This is a genomic window from Bradyrhizobium sp. 2S1 (assembly GCF_011516625.5).
Taxonomy (GTDB): Bacteria; Pseudomonadota; Alphaproteobacteria; order Rhizobiales; family Xanthobacteraceae; genus Bradyrhizobium; species Bradyrhizobium septentrionale.
This window is the reverse complement of sequence record NZ_CP147717.1, coordinates 1,372,549-1,394,212: the sequence shown is the minus strand read 5'-3', so window position 1 is coordinate 1,394,212 and position 21,664 is coordinate 1,372,549. Positions and strand designations below refer to the sequence as shown.

Here is a 21,664-nt window from a genome sequence, read left to right as displayed (position 1 = left end):
CGCGCGCAACTGAAAGAGGTTCGCCATGAATTTCGATGACACGCCGCAGGAAGCCGAATTCCGTAGCCTCGCCCGCAGCTGGGTCGCCGCCAATGCGCCGAAGGAGTTCGAGGAGGAACTGTCAAAATCCTCGCTCGGCCGCATCAAGCTCGCCAGGCATGACATGGTCGAGGTCGGCAAGGCCTGGCAGAAGAAGAAGGCCGAGGGCGGCTGGGCCTGCCTGCACTGGCCGAAGGAATATGGCGGCCGCGGCGCCACCCCGATCGAGCGCGTGATCTGGCAGCAGGAAGAGGGCGTCTACGGCAAATTAACCCAACCGTTCCAGATCGGCGAGGGCATGTGCGGCCCGACCGTGATGGCTTGGGGCAGTGAAGACGCCAAGCGCCGCTATCTGCCGAAGCTCGCGTCGGGCGAAGAGATCTGGTGCCAGCTGTTCTCCGAGCCGTCGGCCGGCTCCGACGTCGCGGGGCTGCGCACCCGCGCCGAGAAGAAGGGCGACAATTGGGTCGTCAACGGCCAGAAGATCTGGACCTCCGGCGCGCATTATTCCGACTACGGCCTGCTGATCGCGCGCACCGACCCGAATGTGCCGAAGCACAAGGGCCTCACCATGTTCTTCCTCGATATGAAGAGCCCCGGAGTCGAGGTGCGGCCGATCAAGCAGGCCAACGGCATGCAGGAGTTCAACGAGGTCTATTTCACCGACGTCGTGATCCCGGACAGCCAGCGCCTCGGCGCGGTCGGCGAGGGCTGGAGCGTGTCGCTGACCACGCTGATGAACGAGCGCATGTCGATCGGCTCGCGGCTCGCGACCGGCGTCCCCGAGATGTTCGAGTTCTGCTCCAATCTGATGCTGGAGGACGGGCTTGCGATCGACGATCCGGCGGTGCGCTCCAAGCTCGCGAGCTGGGCGGTGAAAGCGAGCGGGCTGAAATATACCAGCTACCGTGCCATCTCGGCGCTGTCGAAGGGCGAGCGGCCCGGTCCGGAAAACTCGATCGGCAAGCTGGTCTCCGGCCTGATGCTGCAGGACATCGCGACCTATGCGATGGACCTCGAGGGCGCGGCCGGCAGCCTCACCGGCACCGATGAGGAGCAGGCCAACGGCCAGTTCCAGCAGATGCTGCTGTCATCGCCCTCGATGCGCATCGCCGGCGGCACCGACGAGATCCTGCGCAACATCATCGCCGAGCGCGTGCTCGGTCTTCCCGGCGACATCCGGGTCGACAAGGACGTGCCCTACAACAAGATCCCCACCAAGGGGCGTTGAAGATTCTCGTGTCCCGGACGCGATGCGGCACGAAGTGCTGCGTCGCAGAGCCGGGACCCACCTCTTGCATAGGCCCCGGCTCAGCAGCGCATCACTTCGTGCTGCGCTGCGTCCGGGGCAAGAAAGTGAGCACCGATGGACGCTGTCGTGAAGGAAACCAATCGCATCGGCGCGCTCGAGGAGCTGCTCAACGAGCGTTACTCGGTGCGCGCGTTCCAGCAGCGCGAGGTGCCGCGCGAAATTATCGAGCACATCCTCACCACCGCGCAGCGCACCGCGTCCTGGTGCAACAGCCAGCCCTGGCAGGTCCTGATCGTCTCCGGCGAGGCCAAGGAACGGTTCCGCAAGGCGATCTATGCCGATGCCTCGCGCGGTCTCGGCGAAGATTACGACTTCACGCCGCCGCGCGAATATGTCGGGGTCTATCTGGAGCGCCGCCGCGAAAGCGGCTTCCAGCTCTACAACACGCTCGGCATCACCAGGGGCGACAAGGCGGCCTATGCCAAACAGGCGCTGGAGAACTACAATTTCTTCGGCGCTCCCCACATTGCCGTGATCCACACCAACGAGCCGCTCGGCATCTACGGCGCGATCGATTGTGGCGGCTATGTCTCGAACTTCATGCTGGCGGCGCAGGCGCTCGGGCTCGGCACCATCCCGCAGGCCGCGATCGCCCGCCATTCCGGGCTGATCCGCCGCCATTTTGGCCTGGCCGACGATCGCCGGGTTGTCTGCGGCATCTCGTTCGGCTATGCCGATCATGCGCACAAGGTGAACAGCTACCGCACCGCGCGTGCGACCGTGGCAGATACTGTCACATTCGTGGACGTATAATTCCCCGAAGGCTGAGTCCGCCCGGGACAAAAGCGACCAAGACAAGAAACGACAAGAAAAAAAGCGACAACAAGAACAATGGCGAACGACGCCTCGCTCACGGCGGGCAGGATCAACAGGCAGCTGCACCGTCTCCCCGCGCTCGAACGCGACGCGTTCATCGCTGCGCATTATCTGGGCCAGCCGGTCGCCTGGGAAACCCGCTTCTTCGACGCGATCGACTGGGGTGCGGGCTCGGTGCTGCAGTTCAGCTTCCTGCAGCGCGGCTGGCACCGCCATTCGCGGCTCGACAATCCGATCTATGCCCATATCGATATCGAGCAGCATCCTGAAACGCGCGGCCTGCGCCGCGGCCGGCGCATCGATCTCTACGGCACGATCAAGGGCATCGACTTCGTGACCGGGATTACGCTGACGCTCGACCGTTTCGAGATCCTACCGGTCAATTTTCTCGACCGCTTCGTGATCAGCTCCGATAGCCGGTACTAGCGCCGGGCCGGCGCGCCTGCGTCTCGGCATAGCGCGCGAACATCGCGCCCGCCAGCTCGGCCATCTTCTCGCGCAACTCCGCGGGCGCGATCACCTCGGCCTCGGCGCCGAGCCGCAGCAGCTCGGTCGCCGCATGCCACACCGTCTTGCCGACCGGCATGGTGGCGACCCGCCAGCCGTCGGGCTCGGTGCCGTCAGCAAGCTGCATCCGCGCCTTCACGTAAGGATGCGCCAGCGCATCGAACAGTTTCAGCCCGAACGGCGACAGCCGCACCGTGGCCTGGTTCGGATGCAGCTCGGCCTCAAGCCGTTCGATCGAGGCGCGCCAATAGGCGGCGAGGTCGAACTCCGCCGGCCGCGCGAATGGCGTCTCAAGTGTCTCACAATCCAGCACGCGAGCCACCCGATAGGTGCGCACATTGCCGTCGACGAGGCCGGCGAGATACCAGCTGCCGCCCTTCAGCACGAGCCCGAGCGGCGCCACCCGCCGCCGCTTCTCGGCCTTCCAGCTCTGGTAGCGGATCTCGATCAGATTTTCGCGCAGCACTGAGGCTGCAATGGCGCGCAGATGCTTCGGCTCCTCGGTCTCGCCGAACCAGCCGGGCGCGTCGAGATGGAAGCGCTGCTGCATGCCCCGCGCGTTGGGCCGCAGATTTTCCGGCAGCGCGGCCATCAGCTTGCTCTGCGCCGCGACCATCGCGGTGTCGAGGCCGAGTGCCGCGGCGGGGCCGGGCAGGCCGGCCATGAACAGCGCCTCGGCCTCGTCCTGCGACAGCCCGTTCAGCCGCACGCGATAGCCGTCGAGCAGGCGATAGCCGCCCTCGGCGCCACGGTCGGCATAGACGGGCACGCCGGCGGCCGAGAGCGCATCGATGTCGCGATAGATCGTGCGCACCGAGACCTCGCAGGCCTCGGCCAGTTCGGGCGCGGTGACCTGTCCCCGCGCCTGCAGGGTGGTGAGGATGGAAAACAGCCGGCTTGCGCGCATGTCGCAGAGCATACCTGACACAAGATGTCAGGTATAGGCGGACATAAGGAGGCCATGCCGCCCGACGGCGCAAGGAGACTGCCCATGACCACCGCGACAACCACCACCGACCGCGTCATGCTGTATTACTCGCCGCAAAGCCGCGCCACGGGCACGCGCGTGCTGCTCGAGGAACTCGGTGCGCCCTATGATTTGCATGTCCTCAACATGAAGGCGGGCGAGCAGCGCAAGGACGCCTATCTCGCCATCAATTCGCTCGGCAAGGTGCCGGCGATCCGCCACGGCGGCGCGCTGGTCACCGAGCAGGTCGCGATCTTCATCTATCTCGCCGATCTGTTTCCGCAGGCAGGCCTGACGCCCGCGCTCAACGACCCGCGCCGCGGCCCGTATCTGCGCTGGATCGCCTATTACGGCGCCTGGTTCGAGCCGGCCGTGATCGACCATTTCATGAAGCGCGAGCCGGCGCCGATCACCCAGTCGCCCTACGCCGATTACGACACCATGCTGGGCGCACTGGAGGCGCAGCTCGCGAAAGTGCCCTATCTGCTCGGCGAGCAGATCACGGCGGCCGATATCCTCTGGGGCATCGCGCTCAGCTGGACCATGATGTTCGGCATCGTTCCTAAACGGGACGTGTTCGTCCGCTATGCCGAGCGCATCACCGCGCGCCCGGCGTTTGTACGGATATCGGAAGCCGACGACGAGATGGCGGCGCAGCATGCTGTGGCCGTCGGAGTGTGATACGAGCGTTGTGATGACGAAAACGCTGCACAGCACCAACTGCTTCGACACCTTCATCCGCATCGCGGAGGATTGTCCGGCGCGGAGCGGTGAGGAGCCACAGCCGCGCGGCGGCCAGCCGACCGTCGCCGTGCTGCAATACCGGATGATATCAGGCGCGCCGTACCAATACACATCCGACGACGTGGTGTTCGCCACGTCGGCGGCCGGCCGCGCGCTCGATGCCAAGGCTGCGAACAACAAGGCGGCGAAGAAAGAACGCAGCCTCGCCCGCGAGGCGTTCTTCTCGCGCGGCCAGGCCTGCATGCGCGCCTCGCCGCTCGGCAAACGCTTCGGCTGGGGCGTCCACGCCGATGCCGAAGGCCGCATCGCGCTCTACGCGGTCGACAGCAAGCGCTACCAGGCCCTCGCCGGCGATCCGGAGATCGCGCAAGTCCGTGCGATGCGGTCGAAGCGGGCGTAAGGGGAGGGTGAAGCGTCGCGCGTCGCTGCTAAGCCCGTCATCCTGAGGAGCGCGTAGCGCGTCTCGAAGGATGCACGGCCACACTCGGGCCGTCGACCCTTCGAGACGCGCGCAAGAGCGCGCTCCTCAGGGTGACGGTACTATCGATTTGGAGCGCTGCGTTAGAACTTCGGTGCCCGCTTCTCGGCGAATGCCTTGATGCCTTCCTTGATCTCGTCGCCGCGCATGCTGTCGCGGTGGCGGGCGTCGGCTGGGGCTGCATCGAGCTCGCCGCGGGCGAATTCGTTGACCGCGCGCTTCATGCCGGCCATCGCCTTGGGCGCATTGCCGGCCAAAACATTTGCAAGCTTGTCGACCTCCTCGTCGAGCAGGTCGATCGGCACCATCGCAGTGAGGTAGCCGATCCGCAGCATCTCGGGCGCGGTGATCCTCGAGGCGGTCAGGAACAGCATCTTCGCGTTGTCGACGCCGAGCCGTGTGACGTAGCGCTTGATGCCGCTGGTGTAATAGTGCAGACCGAGCCGCGCCGCCGGCATGAACATCTCCGCGGTATCGACGCCGATCCGGAAGTCGCAGGCGAGCGCGAGGTCGGTCGAGCCGCCATAGACGCCGCCATTGAGCCGGCAGATCGTCGGCACGGCCAGATCTTCCAGACGGTTGACCACGACCTCGAACGCCGAGCCCGCACTCTGCTGCTCGCTGGCGCTCACCGCGCGCTCGGCCACCGAGTTGAGGTCGTAGCCGGCGGAGAACGCGCGGCCGGTTCCGGTCAGCACCAGCACGCGGATCGCAGGATCGGCCTCGATCCGGTCGAACAGTTTCAGGAGCTCGCCGAGGTCCTCGGCCTGCAGGCGGTTGAGATGCTTCGGCCGGTTGAGGCGGATGGTGGCGCGCGCCTCCGCAATCTCGAGCACGGGTCCGCTGGCGGTGTCGGCCGCGTCAGCCATCTTGGTCTCCATTATTGGTTCTCACGTTCGCGCCGCTTCGCCTCGGCGTCGATGGTCTCGGCGAGATCGGGATGCCTTGCCATCAACAGGCGGAAATCGACCAGGTCAAGCACCAACAGCCGCGTCACCTTGCTGGTGGCGACGCTGGCGGCGCGCTTGGCGTTGCCGAGCAGCGCCATCTCGCCGAAGAACGCGCCTTCGCCGAGCTTGACCTTGCGCCCGGGCAGGTCGACCTCCACCTCGCCGGCGGCAACGAAATACATGCAGTCGCCATTGGTGTCCTTGCGGATGATCATGGTGCGCGGCGGCAGGTCCATGGTCCGCAGCACCTGGGTGACGTCGGCGATCGCGGCCGGGCCGAGATGCGCGAAGAACGGCACCTTGCTGACGGTCTCCCAGGTCTTCAGAAAATTGTCGCGCCGGGTTTCCGCAGCAAAGCCGGTCGCCAGGATACCGGTCCACAGCCCGAACACGCCGAGGCCCGAGATCATCACCATGGCGGCGACCACGCGGCCGAGCGGGGTGATCGGCACCACATCGCCATAGCCTGTCGTGGTCAGCGTCACCACCGCCCACCACAATGCCGCCGGCACGCTGCCGAAGGTCTGCGGCTGGACGTCCCGCTCCAGCAAATATTCCGCAACGGAAGCCAGGAACACCACCATCAGGAAGATCACGAGCACGCTGAGCAGCGGGCCGGACTCCACCACCAGCACGCGCCGGAGCTGGCGCAGGCCGGGAATGCCCGGCACCACCTTGAGCACCCAGAGCACGCCGAACAGCCATGCCGTCTTCGGCTCCAGGCCGGAGAGCAAGGCGAGCGGCACCGCCAGCGCGCCGATTGCATCGACCACGCCTGCGCTGGACAGCGCGTAGAACCAGAGCTTGCCCTGCCGTCGCATATGGCGCAGCCGCACCACCCATTCGAACACGAAATAGGCAAGGCAGACCGAGAGCAGCGCATCGATCCAGTGCGGGGCGGCGTCATAGGCCGGCTGCACCGTCAGCAGCGTCATCATGGCGACGCCGGTCGCGACCGCGACATAGGCCGCCGTGGTCATGTTGCGGCCGGCGGTAGCCGAAACGAAGGCAGTCAAAGCCGGAAGGACGAGCCGCTTGGACATCAGGACGGAGGTTGCCTGTCGATGAACTGCTGGAATCGGACCCCGCGAGCGGCGGAGCCTGCGTCACAACGTGCCCGTCCTCCTTGAGGCCGTCAACGCGCAGGCCGTTCGCGGCATCAAGTCAGCAGGACACCCGTTCGTTGGACGAATGGCCCAAAAGGCCTAACCATCCTGCCCCGATTTTGCGCCCGCGAATGTGAGAAATCGGACAAATCGTCGCTTTTTCACCGTATATCAGGGATGCTGGCGGGCGATGCGACCCCGGCCGGAATGAAGCGACTAATAAGACGATCTATTCACTTCTTGAGCATTGGTTGGTTTCCGATGGACACCTCACACCTCGCGGAACACGCCGGCGCCGCCGGCAGTCTCTTCGCATCGATCTTCGTGGTCGCCACGCTGTCGATGCGGACCATGATCCCGTTGCGCGTGTTCGCCATCCTGACCAACATCATCCTGATCGCGACCGCGATCCCGACCCACAATTACGCCGTGCTGATCCTGCATTCCGTGCTGCTGCCGGTGAACACCTACCGCCTGCACCAGATGCTGCAGCTGGTCCGCAACGTGAAGAAATCGGTCAACAGCGATCTGTCGATGGAGTGGCTGAAGCCCTTCACGACGGAGCGCAAATGCACGGCGGGCGAGGTCCTGTTCTACAAGGACGAGAAGGCCGACAGCATGTTCTACATCGTCAGCGGCCGCTTCCGCCTGGTCGAATCGGGCATCGAACTGCCGGTCGGCGCCATCGTTGGCGAGTTCGGCATGCTGTCGCCGTCGAACACACGGACCCAGACGCTGGAATGCGTCGAAGGCGGCATGGTGCTGTCGGTGACCTATGACCAGGTCGAGCAGCTTTACGTCCAGAACCCGGCGTTCGGCTTCTACCTCCTGCGGCTGTTCAGCGCCCGCCTGTTCCAGAATATCTCGACCCTCGAGCAGCGGCTCGCGCAACACACCACGCCGCAGGTTGCGGAGCCAAAACCTGCATGAGCCCGCCGTGACCAGTTCTGGAGGCGCCGCAGTGCCGGATGACGATAGTCTCCTGGCTTCGCTCCGCTATCTCTTCGCCGATATCATCGGCGACGAGGACGAGGGGCCGCCTGTGCTGCCCGAGGCTTGTCCGGATCATCTCGGGCCCGCGGTCACCGAGGCCATCCATCTGTTGATCGCCTATCAGAGCACGAGCTACGCCCAGCTCTATATCGATCGGCTCAAGCGCTTCGTCGGCCGCCGCGGCGTCGATGACGCGCTGCTCGCGGACATCGCGCGGCTGATGGCGGAGCGGATGGCCTATGAGGATGCGATCCGGATCGCGCAGCTCAAGCTCGGCGAGGTCTATGCGGCGGGTGGCCTTGCGGCGCGCTCGGCCGACGACGTCAAGCGATTTCGCCTCGACGAGCTGATCGACGCCTTGCCGGCGGTGGTTGCCGATCCGATCCTCGCCGTGCTCGATCAGTTCGGCTGGCGCCGCCGCAGGGTCTCGATCCGCTTCAGCGCCAACAACCGCTTCAGTGTGCGCCGGCTCAGGATCGAGGCGGGCCTGAAGCGCTGGCGGCTGTTCTCGGTGCGCTATGCCAAGGAGCGCGTCTGGGTCGAGCGCTGGCTGCACATGATCGACCGCAGCCTCACCAAGCAACCGGCCGCCGCATCGGCGGTGGTGCAGACCGCGACCATGATCCAGGGCTATGGCGATCCCTATCGCCAGGGCATCGCGGACTGGCACGCGATCATCGACGGGCTCGCCAAGCCGACCTTCGACGGCGTGCTCGCGCTTCCCGATCTCGCCGCCGCGATTGCGGAAGCCCGCGCCGCCATCATGCCCGATCCGCGGCAGGCCGCACTGAAGCGCAAGATCGCCGAGATCCGCGCCCGGGTGCCGGCGGCGGCGCTGTAAGAGGCGCAGACGTTCTCGCTCGTGATGACGTGTAGAACGTGGACCGTCACCCTGAGGTGGCCGCTTCTTCAGCGGCCCTCGAAGGGTCGACGGCCCGACTGTGGCCGTGCAGCCTTCGAGGCTCGCCCAGCGGTGCAAGTGCACCGCAAGGCTCGCACCTCCAGCGACAAAGGCGCGGGGATGACGGGTCCAGGCTAGAGCATTTTCCGATCACGTTGCGTCGTAACCAGCCGCGACGAGATAATTTTGGCATTCCTCGGGTGAGAAGCGCTTGAGAGCGTTGGCGATTGCTTGCCAGCGATCGGGCATGGTGCGCGCTGCGGCGGCCCGCAACAGGGCTTTCAGTTTAGAGAAGGCCATTTCGATCGGGTTGAAGTCTGGACTGTAGGGCGGAAGATAGAGCAGGCTTGCTCCGACCGCCCGGATGGCCTCTCGAACGCCATGGACCTTGTGAGCGGGCAAGTTGTCCATGATAACGGTATCGCCCGGCCGCAGCGATGGGGCGAGCAATTGCTCGACGTAGGCCAGGAAAGCGTCGCCATCCATTGGACCGTCCAGAACAAGCGGCGCGATCAGACCGTCGGAGCGCAATCCAGCGGTGAATGTCGTCGTCTTCCAATGTCCGTGTGGGATAGCTGCACGACATCGCTCGCCGCGTGGCGAGCGGCCGTAAAGCCGCGCCATTTTGGTGTTGGCGCTGGTTTCGTCGATGAAGACGAGACGCTCAGGGTCAAGATCGATTTGCCCTTCGAACCACTCCTCACGCGCGGCATTTATATCGCCGCGCCGTTGCTCGGCGGCGTGCGCTGTCTTTTTTTAAGTGTGATCTTTCTGCGCTGGAAAAAACGCCAGAGCGACGCGATGCCAGTCGATATTCCACGACGTTTCAACAGTTCTCGCAACTCGGCGAGCGTGATATCCGGCTTCGCTGTCACTGCCTCCAGAATCAATTGCGAATGCGCTTCGATGCGCTGCGATTTGCGGTCACCGCCCTGGCGTTTAGGAACGATGTCGCCAACTTCCTTGAGGCGACCGCGCCAGCGGATCGCACTGGCCGCGCTGACACCAAAGCGCTCAGCAGCCTGTCGACAGGACATGCCACCGTCAATCGCGGCTATCACCCTTTGAGAAGATCAACCGAAAGCGCCCTGGCCATACATGCTGGCCTCCCTCGCCAGCATGCAGCTTGAATCTGACTCGCGCCGTTTTGGGAATCCCCACCCGATTCATTCCGGTCGGAAAATGCTCTAGCAGCGTTGCCCGCGGCTTGCTGCGGCCGGCTATTCCGCCGCGGCGGTGACCTTGGTCAGCGCCTGCTGTCCGGCTTCAGTGAGCTCGGAAAGCGTCGTTCCCTCGCCATGACGCGCCTCGGCGCAAACCCGGTCGAGCGCAAAATTCATGATGGCGAGTGTATGTGAGTCGAATCTCTCCTCGATCATCGCAGCCCCTCCCTATGGGCCGGTGTCCGGCGCGGCTTATTTGCGGAGCGTCAGCCACTCGCTGACTTCCATCACCGTCTCGGTCTGTCTGGCTCTCTTCATCAGCGTTTCGCGTTCGCGCCCCGGCGGCAGCTCGCGTGCCGCAAGGCGTGCATCTTCGGCAAATTTTTGCAGACGGTCCTCGAACGATCCCGGGGGACGCGCCCTGTTGCGTTTCTTCTTGATCATGCCGCCTCCGGTCTGGAACCGGGAATACTTGGCATGCTCCCCGGAGGCCGTCGTTAACCCATGACATCGGCGGATCGAATTCATCTTTTGCATCGCAGGAACGATCTCCGGCGCCATGCGTAGCACCCGTGTGTTCACTGCTCTTCACCCCGGGGGCAGTGGACCACTCCGGTGACGGGCCTCGGCGAATTTCATCGTCGGGGCCCGCACATCTTTAGGGATATCAGCTAAGGGAAATCGGCAATGGCACATTCCAATCACGGTATCGTCAAGGACGACAAGGGTCAGGAGCAGCCGGCCGACAAGGAGCGCGCGCAGAGCGCTCACAAGACCGACCCCCGAAAGTCGCAAACACGCGAAGCGACGCGGGACCCCAAGCTGAATGACGCCGGCAAGACGCCGGGCTCGGGCATGACGCCTGACGACAGCGGCGATCCCCCGACAGGCTGAACGTCGTTTTGCCCTGCAGCAACTGCGCAATGCGGCAGGAACGATGATCCTGGTCCATCGTTGGCCTCGGAAGATCACAGGAGATTTGACATGGCGACAGACGCAAAAGAAATCGGAAACCTCATCGGCAGCGACAAGGTCGAGGGCACCGCGGTCTACGGATCGGATGAGCGCAAGATCGGCTCGATCGAACGCGTCATGATCGACAAGACAAGCGGACGGGTGTCCTACGCCGTGCTCGGCTTCGTCGGCATTCTCGGCCTCGGCAACGACCATTATCCGCTGCCTTGGCAATCGCTCAAATACGACACAAGGCTGGGCGGTTACGTCACGGGCGTGACCGAGAGCCAGCTGCGCGGCGCGCCGAAATACGGTAGCGAGCGGGACTGGAATTGGGCCGATAACGGCACCACACGCGCGGTCAACGATTATTATGGCGTGCCGCTCGTCTGAATGACGTCGGCCTGAAGGCGTCACGTTTTGCTGGACGCCGCCCCGCTGGCACCGGATCTGTACCGCGCTTGAGGACATTACCGTTGCGTCCTCCGGCGTGTGTACACTAGTGAACAGACGGCAATAGCTGTGCAATGTAACATACGTTATTGAAAACGGAGCGGCGGTTACCCGATTTAGCATCCGGGGAGACCAATGTCGTTGGCGTCGCTAGTCCGGAAATTGGAGCAGTCGTACGGCTTTCGCCGGTCGACCACGCCATTCTCAATCGCGCGTCGACCGAGCGCGTCCGTCACTTCGGTCCGCGCGTCGACATCGTCCGTGAGGGCGAGAAGCCGAAGGACGTCCATTTGATCCTGTCCGGCTGGGCCTGCCGCTACAAGCAGCTCGAGGACGGCCGCCGTCAGGTGGTGTCGTTCTTCCTGCCCGGTGATATCTGCGACGTGAACGTCTTCATCCTGCGCGAGATGGATCATTCGATCGGCACCATCACCCCGGTGTCGATCGCCGACCTCTCGCGCGAGTTCTTCGAAAAGGTCGCGGCCGAACATCCCCGCATCGTCACCGCGTTCTGGTGGGAGACGCTGGTCAACGCGGCGATCCAGCGCGAATGGACCATGAGCCTCGGCCAGCGCACCGCGCTGGAGCGGGTGGCCCATCTGCTCTGCGAGATCTGGCTGCGCCTGCGTCTCGCCGGCCTGACCCAGGGCGACAGCTGCGACTTCCCGCTGACCCAGGGCGATCTCGCCGACGCCACCGGGCTCTCCAAGGTCCACGTCAACCGAACGCTGCAGGAGCTGCGCGCCGACGGCCTGATCGTGCTCAAGGGAAGGGCGCTCGCCGTCCCCGATCTCGACCGGCTGATGCAGGCCGGCCTGTTCAACCCGAACTATCTGCATATGGATCACGAGGGACGGCAGCTCGATGCCGCCGGGACGCCGACGGACGTTGCGGCCAAATGACGGGCGTCATTTGAAATCGCCGGCCGAAACTATTTTCCCGGGGCTAACCTGTGTTATCGAACGGCGGTTGATATCGTACTCAGATGATGCGTCACCGGGCGGCCCTTGGCACTTATCGGTGATGAGAGCCGCATCGCTCCCGCCCAACGCAGACCGGGAGCACGCCATGCAAGGGCGCGATCGTTTCAAGAAAATCGAAACCCCACAAGAAAAGCTCGCGCAGTTCGCTACCGATAGCTTGAAGCGGGCTGGCAACATGCCTGCCGGTGTCGAACGCGACAATCTGATCAAAAGAGCCCGCCAGGCAACCGTGGCCGCTCACGTCGACGAGTGGATCAACTCGTCCGATCTGCGGTCGCCGAAGTGATCACCTGCTGTGGTCCGGTGACGAGGCGGACGGTTCGCTCCCCATCGGAGGCCAGGAATGGAAATCGGGGTCTTTGTCGGAGCCTCCATCCTCCTCGTGGCCTTGATCTACGCCACGCTGAACGCGCGCTATCGAAACAGGCGCAAGGACAAGCTCACCGACCAGATGATTCGCGATCGATCCAGCCACGACGAAAAATGACCAGAGCGTTTTCGAGCGAAGTGGACGCCGGTTCGCGTGAAGAAAACGCGTCAAAACAAGAATCTGGAGCTTCGGTTCCGATTTAATCGGAACCGAAAATGCTCTAGTCGGCTGACCGATCTGCGCTCGCTCAGGCGGCTTCGGCGTTCACCGCGGAGACGGCAATCGAGGTCAGCGTCTCGTCGGTTTTCTTTTCTTCATTCAGGGTCTGACCGAGCAGCTTGACGGCATCCGGCATGTTCAGCTTGTCGGCCCAGGCTTTGAGCGTGCCATACCGCGAGATTTCATAGTGCTCGACCGCCTGGGCGGCAGCGAGCAGGCCGGCGTCCAGCGCGGACGCGTCGGCGTATTCCTCCATGATTTCCTTGCCCTCGTCGAGAATGCCTTCGATGGCATCGCACTTCTTGCCACGGGCGGGCTTGCCGAGCAGCTCGAAAATCTTTTCGAGGCGTTCGATCTGGCCTTCGGTCTCGTCGTGGTGCTTCTCGAAGGCGGCGCGGAGCTTGTCGGACGCAGCCGCCTTCGCCATTTTTGGCAGCGATTTGTAGATCTGCTTCTCGGCGTAATAGATATCCTTGAGTGTATCGAGGAAGAGAGCGTTGAGGTCTTTCTCGGCCATGGTCAACTCCGTTGCCAATGATGGTGCAGATAAGCCGTCAACACATGGCCGTGATCGACGTTCCTATTTCGGCTGATGGCCTGCCGGAATCACTCCCTCATCGCTTCTTCCTCCGTGTCGTAGAAGACGCGAGCTGCATCAACACGGTCCGTCCCACTGGATGACCCGTCGGCCGTTAAGTGCACTTTGTAACACAGCGATCTGCACCACTGTGTTGCGTGCTCTCGCATGATTGTGGAGGCGGTCAAGCACGTGGCCCATCTGTCGCAGGGCAGCTTAGGAACGAAGGTCTCTGGCCTCGGTTGATCGGTCGTCTGAATAACGGAGGTCGACGATGGATTGGAATCGAGTCGAAGGAAACTGGAAGCAGATGAAGGGGAAGGTGAAGGAGCAATGGGGCAAGCTGACCGATGATGACCTCGACGTCATTGCCGGCAAGCAGGACCAGCTCGAGGGCCGTCTGCAGCAGCGCTACGGCTACGCCAAGGACCAGGCCCAGAAGGAAATCGACACCTGGTATGGCCGCCAGAAGTGGTGAGCAAAAAAGCCCCGCACTCGCGGGGCTTTTTTGCAAGGATCTCGGCCAGAGAGAATGATGTTGGGCAGGGTGCGCCCCTGTTGGCACCTGTGCGATCGCGGGGTCTCGATGAGACCCCGCTTTCCAGTGACCGCATCCCGCGGGCGGCGTCAGATCCCTGCGCCAGGACCGGCTACTTGCCTTCCGGGACCCAGGTCGTGCTCGCCTTGTCGTATTTGAAACCCGGTGCTGACTTCAAACCGTCCTTGGACTCGTTCAGGGTCAGCCACCATTTATTGTCCTTCTTCGCCGTCTTGACGGCGGTGAATGGAACGATGACGTCCTTCTCTCCCGCACCGAGAAAGCCGCCGACGCCGATCACCAGACCGTTGACCTTGCCGGACTTGTCGACGAGCACATCATCAATGTCGCCGATCTTGTTTTGCTGCGGATCGTACACCGACTGCTTGTAATAGTTGGTCACGGTCCAACTCTCAGCGGGCGCGGCCGACATGGTCTCCGCGGCATGCGCCGCTGTCATCATTCCAGCCGCAACAACGTATCCTGCAATCAACTTGTTCATTTTCTTCTCCTCCATATGAGGCATTTGTAACCTCACGCCTTTGAAGAAGTTCCTGTTCAGTGGAGTTGCTGGACGTTCTTCTGCTTCTTGCCGACGAACGACCATGCCTCATCAAGTTCTAGGCGTTCGGTGCGGATGCCGACGCCTTCGCAAAGCGCGGCAATGACTCAGGAGGTCTCCAACCTCCCCGAGGCGACGGTCACGATTACCTTTCCGAAGCAGCTTTCCATGGGAGAGCGACCAGGACCTGGAGGATCAACTGAGTTTGCTTTTGCGTCGCGTTAAGCGACCGGCGAACAAGGACGATGAGGCCGTCAACTGAGGCAGCCTTTCAGGCATCCCATGATCGACCGTGTGCCGCGCGCAGTGCTGTTGTTGCTGGCGCTAACGCTAGGTGGCCGCTCGCGTGGTGATCTTGTGAAGCAAGCCAACTGAGCTGACGCTCAAGCGCACAACGCGACCAAGCTGTATAAGACTTGGCGGCGCTGGCACTTAAACTGGAAACTGCAATCCTCCAGTATAAGGGATACGTTTGGGCGCGCAAAACGTTGCTATGCGTGGCGGCTCGACGCGCAAGTGGTTGGTTGGTCTCTACTGGGGAGGTCGAAGCTCGGTGGATCGCAGCCACTCGCTCATATGCGATCCGGTCTCAGCCTGTCTGGCCTTCTTCAAAAGGGCTTCCCGATCAGGCCCGGGTGTGAGCGCGTCAGCTTGCCGGCGCAGGAGTTGCGCCTCGTCAGCCAAACGTTCTTCCAGCGATTGTGTTTGCTTGAAACGACGCCGTTGCATGGCGCGCTCCTTTCCATATGAGGAAGGCGGGAGCGCAACCAGGCGGTCTCGTCACCGATAGTAGCCACGAGCGGGGCGGTGATAGCGATATCAAGCATCATTAATGCCCTTGGTTCTGTCCACTAGTGTACACAGCGGCGGAAATAGTTTCGGCCGCAAACCGGAAGGACAGATGGCGACCTATGGGAATTCATGTGCCCAGAACTGAATAGGCTTCTCAGTAGTCCTGCCGAGAACATCGACCAAGCCTTAGTTTCTGTTCGCTTAAAGCAAAGCAGGTCACTCCCAAATTCAACCCATCGCGCGGGGAAAGCCGGAGTGTTTCCGGTTACACCTGTGGTCCTACCCCCGAGCTTTCTACCCATTGCTCGGGGCCCATGGGTGCGATCGGCACCCGGCTTTCCCTGCGCCCTCTGCGAAGAGGAGAGGGCGGAACGAGATGCAAAGCTCGGACGATTCATGTCGCGAGAAGGCGAAGCTGTGTCTCCACCCACACTGTCATCGCCCGGCTCGACCGGGCGATCCAGTACGCCGCGGCCTCTCGGCTCAAGCAACGGCGTCTCTGGAATACTGGATCACCCGCATGCGCGGGTGATGACACCGAACAAGTTGCCTCACCCGCTCGCGGCCTTCACCACCACAATATTTTCATCCGGTGCCGCCGGGTGGCGCTTGAGATGATCGCGGCGCAGTGCGATCTCGTCGCGGACCAGCTCGTAGCCGAGCTTGAAGGTGTCGAGCCCGTCGCCGGACACGGTGCCGTCGCGCAAGCCGATCACCGCACCGCGCAGGATCGCCTCGAGCTCGTCCTGCAATTCGTCGAGATGTTCGGCGCAGGTGGTGTGCTCGACGCGCTCGCCGATGTCGAGGATCCGGCCCGCGAGCTCGCTCGCCTTCGCCGGCGCGACGCGGGTGATCTTGGTGTAGATCGCGGCGAAGATCGAGCCGATGATGCTGAGTGCGGCGGCGCCGAGATACATCACGTCGCTGTAGCGATCCATGAACGACTTGGTGTCGTCGTTGATGTACTCGGCGGCGCCCTGATGGGCGACGATGAAGGCGTCCTTGTCGGTCTCCGCCGGCTCGATCTTGGAGGCGAAGCCGTCGTCGAGCGCGAGCTCGGACTTGTTCTCATAGACGATGCGCGCGAGCTCGGCGGCCGTCGTCGTCGACATCCAGGATTGCGCGACCAGCAGCCATTCCAGTCCGATGGTGTCGACGTCGTCATCGGGGATCGCCGGCGAGGACGACAGCATGCCGGTCGAGACCGTCTCCTCCGAGATCGCCGGATATTTGCGCGCCAGCGCCTTGGCCGCGTCGATCGCGTTCAACGTGAAGCCGCCGGAGCGCTTGGCATATTGCTCGTAGGTCTTGTCCTTTATGATCTTCGAGGCATGCTCGATCGCGACCACGGCGGAAAAGCCGGAAGCGAACAGTTTGTCGAACGGGGTGTTCGGCGGCGCCTGCTGCACCCGCTGCGCAGCATCCGGGCTGTCGGAAATCTCCAGCGCGCTGCGGACGAAATTGACGCTGTTCTCGCCGTCGCCGACCACGGCGATCTTCTTCTTCTTGAGCTCGGCGAGCGACTTGATCTTCTTGCCGCCGGGGCTGAGCACCAGCACCACGTCATGTTCGAGGATCGCAATCGCGCGGGCGCGCGGCGGCACTTTTGCATCGGTGCGCAGGATGGCAAGCGCGGCGTCGCGGCGATCGAACTGCGCCAGCGCCTTGGCGTTGTCGGGGTTCGGCGCGATCTTCAGCCGCAGCCGCGACGAATTGGTCTTCAGCACGGTGGCGAGACGTGCCGCGAACTTGGCCTCCGGGCCCTTGGCATCGCCGACCGCGAACACCAGCGTCTCGGAATTGCGCAGCCAGACCCGGCCGCCGACCACCGTGATCGCGCTCAAGAACAGCGTCAGCAGGGTGAAGACGATGATCTGCGCGCGGTTGCTCTTGGCGACCGGGGGATGCGGCCGCGGCGGCACTGGCGAAGGCGAGGGGGCTTCGGCACTCATGGCTGATCACCTGGCTCATCACCCGCCCGGGGCTGCGCTTGACGGCCCTCGGCCGCAACCGGATCGGCGCGGCGCTGCCCGGTGAATCCGTAAATGACTATAAAAGAAAGAAAATTTCCTGCATCCTGACGATATACCTCCCGGGCGGGAATGCAAACCGGCGAGCCGCCGTAACCTTAACCTCGGCTGCCCCGCGTTGCGTTGCCGCATGACCATCGCCACTATCGACGCCGGGAGGAGGATGTGATTTTCGTAGCAACCGCTGGTGCATTCCGCCGCCGGAGATGTCATAAATGAGACAAGCTTCGGTTCGCGGAATTGTGCTGACGGCCTGACCCGGATTTCCTGCAATCACTTTCATCGAAGTAAAAGGGCGTCAGCTTGTTGTTTCCTGCCATGTCATCGTCGGTGTCGGTTGGTGCCCTGGTGGGATGGATGTTGCTTCTCACCGCGAAGCACATCATCGCCGACTTCATGCTGCAGAACGCCTGGATGGCGATCGGCAAGGACCAGAAGACCGGCTGGGCGATGCCGCTGCTCGCGCATTGCCTGGTGCATCTGGCGGTCGCGCTGGCGCTGATCCTGGTGGTGGCGCCGCGGTTCTGGTACGTCGCCTTCGTCGACTTCGTGATCCACATCATCGTCGATCGGTGCAAGGGAATCTGCGCCTCGCATTTCGGCGTGACGCTGGAGTCGGGCCATCCCTGGTTCTGGACCCTGATCGGGGTCGACCAGGCGCTCCACCACCTCACCGGCTTCGCACTGTCGATCTACATGGCCGCGAACTGAGCGGCTCCCGGACCTCTCTTCTCTCGATTCGAATCACTGACCATCCGCCCGCTTCGGCGCGGATGTGATTCGCGTGCAACGGGCAAGGGGCCCCGGAAACGACCGGAGGCCGTGGTTAACCTTTCGGTAGAGGATTGCGCGGCATCTTCCGGATCAAGGGGGATTTGCAAATGTTTTCAAGCCGCGACGCATTCGATAACGATGCCTGCCCAGTTGCGGACTACCTGCTCGGCCAGATGTACCGCGCCAACCCCAACGGGCTTTCGCTGCTGGTCGCCAATGTCGCGCCCGACGCCAGGGCGAGGCTGGCGCTGTTCTGCTATCGCCGCAGCCATCTGCACGCACTCGCAGTCGCGATTGCGTCGAGCTGCACCGAGCGCGAGCTGATCAATTTCGGCGGCCGCGTCGGGTCGACGCTCTACGCGCTGGCGCGTGAACCGGCCCGCGTTGCGACCGTCTCGCATGGCGGCCGCAAGCCGATCACGCTGTCGACCAAGCCGCTGTCGACCTTCGCGCCTGTTGTCGATGACGAGATCGACGACGAGGAGTTCACCGCGACGGTGACGGCCTAAACAGCGCGATCAAACCGGCTGCGCGCTCGGGATGAGCGGCAGCCCGTGCCGGCGCCGCGCCATCGCGCATTCCGCGTCGCCCGGCAAGCAGGTGCGGCACACCTCCGGCCGCGCCGCATAGACCTCGCAGCGCGTTGCCTCTCCCACCCGCCCCGACAGTGCCGAGCAGCGATCGCCGTCGCAGCGCATCCCTGACTGTCGCGTGTTGACGAACTGCGCAGGGATCAGCTCGAGCTGCGCGTTGTCCTCGACGGTAAAGCGCGGCCAGTTCTCCGAATAGCTGCAGCAGGCGCCGCAGGACTGGCAGGGGCTTGCCTCCGTCGCGTCGATCTCGCTGTCGGCCATCAGGTGTCCCTCGGCGCTTCCCACACCAGGCTGCGCCGCCAACGCGCCCTGAGCAGGTCGCGCCGCTCCGGATATTTCTCGTCGTGATAAACAGCAGTGACCACGCGATCGGTGCGGAAGCTGCGAAAATCCTTGCGCAGCTCGCACCAGGCGGCGAGCAGCCGCACCGCCTCATGATAGCCGACCGCGATCGGCCAGACCGTACGCTCCGAGTCGCGGCCATGCTCGTCGCGATAGTTCAGCGTGATCTTCTTGCCCTCGTGGATCTGGCTGCGGGTCCTGACCATGTCGATGCGGTCGGGCTCCCGGTTCCAGGCCGAGCGGGCGCGGCTCGCCGGCTCCAGCACGAATGGCCGCAGGCGGTCGGGCACGGTCTCGGCGATCTTGGCCATCAGGTCCTCGGCCGCACGCGCCAGCGCCGGATCGGCGTGACCGACCACCCATTGCGCGCCGAGCACGCAGGCCTCGATCTCGTCGGGTGTCAGCATCAAGGGCGGCAGGTCGAAGCCCTTCTCCAGGATGTAGCCCATGCCGGCCTCGCCGCGGATCGGCACCCGCTGCTCGATCAGGCTGGCGATGTCGCGATAGATCGTCCGCTTCGATGTCTCGAGCTCGGCTGCGATCGCATCCGCGGTCAAAGGCTTACGGGTGCGGCGGAGCACCTGGATGATCTGAAACAGCCGGTCGGCGCGTCTCATGGCAACTCTCTTGGCAATTCTCTGGTCGCTCTCTTCTCAGGTCTGTTCTCAGCTGTCTTGACGAGTGTCTTACAGGCGTCTCGGCAGCTCTGTTGGTCTCTCGGCGCGTCGGCTTTTCTGCGTCCCGTCCAACTGCTGCTGACAGCATGTTGGCAGCAGGTGGGGGCTATATCAGGACAACACCTCAAGTGAAGGGAATTTGTCCATGACGAATCTTGATGAACTCGGTTTCCGGCAAGCGCAGAGCTTCGCGCTGGAACAACTGGTCACGGTCTACTCCACCTCCGGCGACCTGCGCTGGGCCCTGGTTGCGCTGGTCGCACAGTCGATCGGCGCTGCCTGGTCCTACGGGCGGGCACGGCTGGTCAAGCGCGTTCGCGAGGCGGTTCGCCGCCTCGCACCGGTCGGCCCGCTCGACAGTGAATGCCACTACTGCTGACACCATGCTGGCAGCAGGGGGCCGCTAGCTTCACTTCACGACCACAGGCGATCGGGAGCTTCATATGATTACGCTTTTTGGCTTTGGCACGGGTTTCGGCCTGCCTGAAATCAGCCCCTTCGTGACCAAAACCGAGGTCCAGCTCAAGATGGCCGGGCTCGCTTACGTCAAGGAAAAGGCGATGCCGCCGGCCTCTCCCAAGGGCCAGCTGCCCTTCATCGCCGATGACGGCGAGACCATCGCCGATTCGACCTTCATCCGCGCCCATGTCGAGGGTAAATACGGCTTCGATTTCGACGCGCCGCTCTGCCTGCAGGCGCGCGCTCAGGCCTGGGCCTTCGAGCGTATGATCGAGCATCACGTCTACTGGGCGCTGGTCGGCGCACGCTGGGTCGACGACACCAATTTCGCCAAGGGCCCGGCACACTTCTTCGATGGCGCGCCCGATCACATGCGCGACAAGCTGCGCGAGGACGCCCAGTTCCGCGTTGCAGAGAACTATCTGCTGAGCGGACTCGGCCGCCATGGGCCCGATGAGGACGTCGATCTCGCGCTCCGCTCGCTGTTCGCGCTGTCGGTCCAGCTCGGCGACAAGCCCTATCTGATGGGCAACGCGCCCTGCGGCACCGACGCCACCGCGTTCGGCGCGCTGGCGGGAATCCTGACACCGTTCTTCGATTCGCCGCTGCGCGAGCGTACCGAGAAGTTCGACAACCTCACCGCCTATGTCGGCCGGATGATGCAGCAATATTATCCGGAATTCGCCTGGGCGCCGCTGCAGCAGCAGGCAGCCTAGCTCGTTGCGGCGAGAGCGGGCTGGCCTTTCAGTGCGGCCAGCTCCGCCTCGAGCTCGGCAATGCGCTGGTCGCGTGAGGCGAGCGCCGTCGCCACATCGGCAGCGTCGAATTTCTGCGGAATGTGCTGCGGGCAGTTGGTGTCCCATGCCGTGACCTTGAACAGGATCACCTGTTCCGGCCGCGCCCGGTAGCCCTGCGGCATCAGCGAGCGCATCAGTGCCGGATCGTCTTCCACCACCTGCGCCTCGCCCCAGATCTTCACGCGCTGCCGGTACGCATAGTTCATCACGAAGATATAGGCCTTCGGGTTCTCCGAGAGATTGCCCTGGGTGATGAATTGCCGGTTGCCGCTGTAATCGGCAAACGCGATGGTGTGCTTGTCGAGCACCTTGATGAACCCCTTCGGCCCGCCGCGATGCTGGATGTAGGGCTGTCCATCGGCCGAGGCGGTCGCGAGATAGAAGCTGTTGGTGTTGGCGAGGAAGGCCCCGAGGGTTTCATCGACCTCGGTGCGCCAGCCGCCATGCTCCTCGACCTCGGCATAGGTATCGCGCGAGCCCTTGCGGGTCTGGATCGCCTTCACGGCAGGCGTGAATCCGACATCGCTCGGATAGCTGCGAACGTCTGACATCTGAGCCTCCCGATGCG

27 protein-coding genes and 2 pseudogenes are annotated in these 21,664 nt (G+C 63.5%); 17 read left to right on the top strand and 12 right to left on the bottom strand.

Annotated elements, in window-relative coordinates; translation table 11 throughout:
• Window positions 1–25 precede the first annotated feature (25 nt).
• The 3 genes from HAP54_RS06785 to HAP54_RS06775 all read left to right on the top strand — a co-directional run bounded on the left by HAP54_RS06785 (window position 26) and on the right by HAP54_RS06775 (window position 2,593).
• Complete coding sequence (locus tag HAP54_RS06785) at window positions 26–1,270, top strand: acyl-CoA dehydrogenase (protein ID WP_166299174.1); 1,245 nt, start codon at window positions 26–28, stop codon at window positions 1,268–1,270.
• Between the two features lie 135 nt (window positions 1,271–1,405).
• On the top strand, window positions 1,406–2,104 hold the full coding sequence (locus tag HAP54_RS06780) for a nitroreductase (RefSeq protein ID WP_166299173.1): 699 nt from the start codon (window positions 1,406–1,408) through the stop codon (window positions 2,102–2,104).
• A gap of 78 nt (window positions 2,105–2,182) precedes the next feature.
• Window positions 2,183–2,593, top strand: coding sequence for a hypothetical protein (locus tag HAP54_RS06775; RefSeq protein ID WP_166299172.1), 411 nt, complete (start codon window positions 2,183–2,185; stop codon window positions 2,591–2,593).
• Here the strand turns inward: HAP54_RS06775 and HAP54_RS06770 are convergent.
• Window positions 2,571–3,581, bottom strand: coding sequence for a helix-turn-helix transcriptional regulator (locus HAP54_RS06770; RefSeq protein ID WP_166299171.1), 1,011 nt, complete (start codon window positions 3,579–3,581; stop codon window positions 2,571–2,573). The two genes, HAP54_RS06775 and HAP54_RS06770, sit on opposite strands and share 23 nt — an antisense overlap.
• 84 nt (window positions 3,582–3,665) lie before the next feature.
• Here HAP54_RS06770 and HAP54_RS06765 point away from each other — a divergent pair, with 84 nt between their 5' ends.
• Window positions 3,666–4,322 carry a glutathione S-transferase family protein gene (locus HAP54_RS06765; RefSeq protein ID WP_166299170.1) on the top strand — a complete coding sequence of 219 codons (657 nt, stop codon included), beginning with the start codon at window positions 3,666–3,668 and terminating at the stop codon, window positions 4,320–4,322.
• 13 nt (window positions 4,323–4,335) lie between these two features.
• Complete coding sequence (locus HAP54_RS06760; RefSeq protein WP_175619379.1) at window positions 4,336–4,785, top strand: DUF6157 family protein; 450 nt, start codon at window positions 4,336–4,338, stop codon at window positions 4,783–4,785.
• Window positions 4,786–4,946: 161 nt separating this feature from the next.
• On the opposite strand, the gene HAP54_RS06755 is transcribed toward HAP54_RS06760, so the two are convergent.
• Together HAP54_RS06755 and HAP54_RS06750 are read right to left on the bottom strand one after the other, a co-directional pair.
• On the bottom strand, window positions 4,947–5,732 hold the full coding sequence (locus HAP54_RS06755) for an enoyl-CoA hydratase/isomerase family protein (protein WP_166299169.1): 786 nt from the start codon (window positions 5,730–5,732) through the stop codon (window positions 4,947–4,949).
• 11 nt (window positions 5,733–5,743) lie between these two features.
• On the bottom strand, window positions 5,744–6,856 hold the full coding sequence (locus HAP54_RS06750) for a cyclic nucleotide-gated ion channel (RefSeq protein ID WP_166299168.1): 1,113 nt from the start codon (window positions 6,854–6,856) through the stop codon (window positions 5,744–5,746).
• A gap of 324 nt (window positions 6,857–7,180) precedes the next feature.
• On the opposite strand from HAP54_RS06750, the gene HAP54_RS06745 reads away from it, so the two are divergent.
• Window positions 7,181–7,849 carry a Crp/Fnr family transcriptional regulator gene (locus tag HAP54_RS06745; protein WP_029077941.1) on the top strand — a complete coding sequence of 223 codons (669 nt, stop codon included), beginning with the start codon at window positions 7,181–7,183 and terminating at the stop codon, window positions 7,847–7,849.
• A 31-nt stretch (window positions 7,850–7,880) separates the two neighbouring features.
• A complete protein-coding gene (locus HAP54_RS06740) occupies window positions 7,881–8,753 on the top strand; it encodes a DUF6537 domain-containing protein (RefSeq protein ID WP_166299167.1) in 873 nt (290 codons plus the stop codon).
• Window positions 8,754–8,963: 210 nt separating this feature from the next.
• On the opposite strand, the pseudogene HAP54_RS06735 reads toward HAP54_RS06740, so the two are convergent.
• The 3 genes and pseudogenes from HAP54_RS06735 to HAP54_RS06725 form a co-directional block, all read right to left on the bottom strand.
• A pseudogene (locus HAP54_RS06735) lies at window positions 8,964–9,909 on the bottom strand (IS630 family transposase).
• Window positions 9,910–10,033: 124 nt separating this feature from the next.
• Window positions 10,034–10,192, bottom strand: a complete 159-nt coding sequence (locus tag HAP54_RS06730; protein ID WP_166299166.1) for a hypothetical protein — start codon at window positions 10,190–10,192, stop codon at window positions 10,034–10,036.
• A gap of 36 nt (window positions 10,193–10,228) precedes the next feature.
• A complete protein-coding gene (locus HAP54_RS06725; protein ID WP_224741354.1) occupies window positions 10,229–10,537 on the bottom strand; it encodes a hypothetical protein in 309 nt (102 codons plus the stop codon).
• 126 nt (window positions 10,538–10,663) lie between these two features.
• Between HAP54_RS06725 and HAP54_RS06720 the strand changes: the two genes are divergently transcribed.
• The 5 genes and pseudogenes from HAP54_RS06720 to HAP54_RS06700 all read left to right on the top strand — a co-directional run bounded on the left by HAP54_RS06720 (window position 10,664) and on the right by HAP54_RS06700 (window position 12,853).
• Entirely contained in the window at window positions 10,664–10,870 is a 207-nt protein-coding gene (locus HAP54_RS06720; protein WP_166299165.1) for a hypothetical protein, read from the top strand.
• 90 nt (window positions 10,871–10,960) lie between these two features.
• Complete coding sequence (locus HAP54_RS06715; protein ID WP_166299164.1) at window positions 10,961–11,323, top strand: PRC-barrel domain-containing protein; 363 nt, start codon at window positions 10,961–10,963, stop codon at window positions 11,321–11,323.
• Between the two features lie 201 nt (window positions 11,324–11,524).
• A pseudogene (locus HAP54_RS06710) lies at window positions 11,525–12,285 on the top strand (Crp/Fnr family transcriptional regulator).
• 166 nt (window positions 12,286–12,451) lie between these two features.
• A complete protein-coding gene (locus HAP54_RS06705; protein ID WP_166299163.1) occupies window positions 12,452–12,652 on the top strand; it encodes a hypothetical protein in 201 nt (66 codons plus the stop codon).
• A gap of 57 nt (window positions 12,653–12,709) precedes the next feature.
• Window positions 12,710–12,853, top strand: coding sequence for a hypothetical protein (locus tag HAP54_RS06700; RefSeq protein WP_166299162.1), 144 nt, complete (start codon window positions 12,710–12,712; stop codon window positions 12,851–12,853).
• A 130-nt stretch (window positions 12,854–12,983) separates the two neighbouring features.
• Here the strand turns inward: HAP54_RS06700 and HAP54_RS06695 are convergent, their stop codons facing one another.
• Complete coding sequence (locus HAP54_RS06695) at window positions 12,984–13,472, bottom strand: ferritin-like domain-containing protein (protein WP_166299161.1); 489 nt, start codon at window positions 13,470–13,472, stop codon at window positions 12,984–12,986.
• A 334-nt stretch (window positions 13,473–13,806) separates the two neighbouring features.
• On the opposite strand from HAP54_RS06695, the gene HAP54_RS06690 reads away from it, so the two are divergent.
• Entirely contained in the window at window positions 13,807–14,010 is a 204-nt protein-coding gene (locus HAP54_RS06690; RefSeq protein WP_166299160.1) for a CsbD family protein, read from the top strand.
• Between the two features lie 172 nt (window positions 14,011–14,182).
• Here HAP54_RS06690 and HAP54_RS06685 read toward each other — a convergent pair whose 3' ends face one another.
• On the bottom strand, window positions 14,183–14,572 hold the full coding sequence (locus HAP54_RS06685; protein ID WP_166299159.1) for a PRC-barrel domain-containing protein: 390 nt from the start codon (window positions 14,570–14,572) through the stop codon (window positions 14,183–14,185).
• A 1,403-nt stretch (window positions 14,573–15,975) separates the two neighbouring features.
• Window positions 15,976–17,376: a TAXI family TRAP transporter solute-binding subunit gene (locus HAP54_RS06680; protein WP_166299158.1), complete on the bottom strand. Its 1,401-nt coding sequence runs from the start codon at window positions 17,374–17,376 to the stop codon at window positions 15,976–15,978.
• A 435-nt stretch (window positions 17,377–17,811) separates the two neighbouring features.
• Between HAP54_RS06680 and HAP54_RS06675 the strand changes: the two genes are divergently transcribed.
• On the top strand, window positions 17,812–18,165 hold the full coding sequence (locus HAP54_RS06675) for a DUF3307 domain-containing protein (RefSeq protein WP_083991990.1): 354 nt from the start codon (window positions 17,812–17,814) through the stop codon (window positions 18,163–18,165).
• Between the two features lie 170 nt (window positions 18,166–18,335).
• A complete protein-coding gene (locus HAP54_RS06670; RefSeq protein ID WP_166299157.1) occupies window positions 18,336–18,737 on the top strand; it encodes a hypothetical protein in 402 nt (133 codons plus the stop codon).
• Between the two features lie 9 nt (window positions 18,738–18,746).
• Here HAP54_RS06670 and HAP54_RS06665 read toward each other — a convergent pair whose 3' ends face one another.
• The gene (locus tag HAP54_RS06665) at window positions 18,747–19,082 is read right to left on the bottom strand and encodes a YkgJ family cysteine cluster protein (RefSeq protein WP_175619378.1); all 336 of its coding nucleotides are present in this window, start codon (window positions 19,080–19,082) and stop codon (window positions 18,747–18,749) included.
• Window positions 19,082–19,780 (bottom strand): helix-turn-helix transcriptional regulator, encoded by a 699-nt coding sequence (locus HAP54_RS06660; RefSeq protein ID WP_029077927.1) that lies wholly within the window; start codon window positions 19,778–19,780, stop codon window positions 19,082–19,084. Before HAP54_RS06660 ends, HAP54_RS06665 begins: the two co-directional genes overlap by 1 nt.
• Window positions 19,781–19,985: 205 nt before the next feature.
• Here HAP54_RS06660 and HAP54_RS06655 point away from each other — a divergent pair, with 205 nt between their 5' ends.
• Window positions 19,986–20,219 carry a hypothetical protein gene (locus HAP54_RS06655; protein ID WP_029077926.1) on the top strand — a complete coding sequence of 78 codons (234 nt, stop codon included), beginning with the start codon at window positions 19,986–19,988 and terminating at the stop codon, window positions 20,217–20,219.
• Between the two features lie 64 nt (window positions 20,220–20,283).
• A complete protein-coding gene (locus HAP54_RS06650; protein ID WP_166299156.1) occupies window positions 20,284–21,015 on the top strand; it encodes a glutathione S-transferase family protein in 732 nt (243 codons plus the stop codon).
• Here the strand turns inward: HAP54_RS06650 and HAP54_RS06645 are convergent.
• Window positions 21,012–21,647, bottom strand: coding sequence for a pyridoxamine 5'-phosphate oxidase family protein (locus HAP54_RS06645; RefSeq protein WP_166299155.1), 636 nt, complete (start codon window positions 21,645–21,647; stop codon window positions 21,012–21,014). The two genes, HAP54_RS06650 and HAP54_RS06645, sit on opposite strands and share 4 nt — an antisense overlap.
• Between the last annotated feature and the right edge of the window lie 17 nt (window positions 21,648–21,664).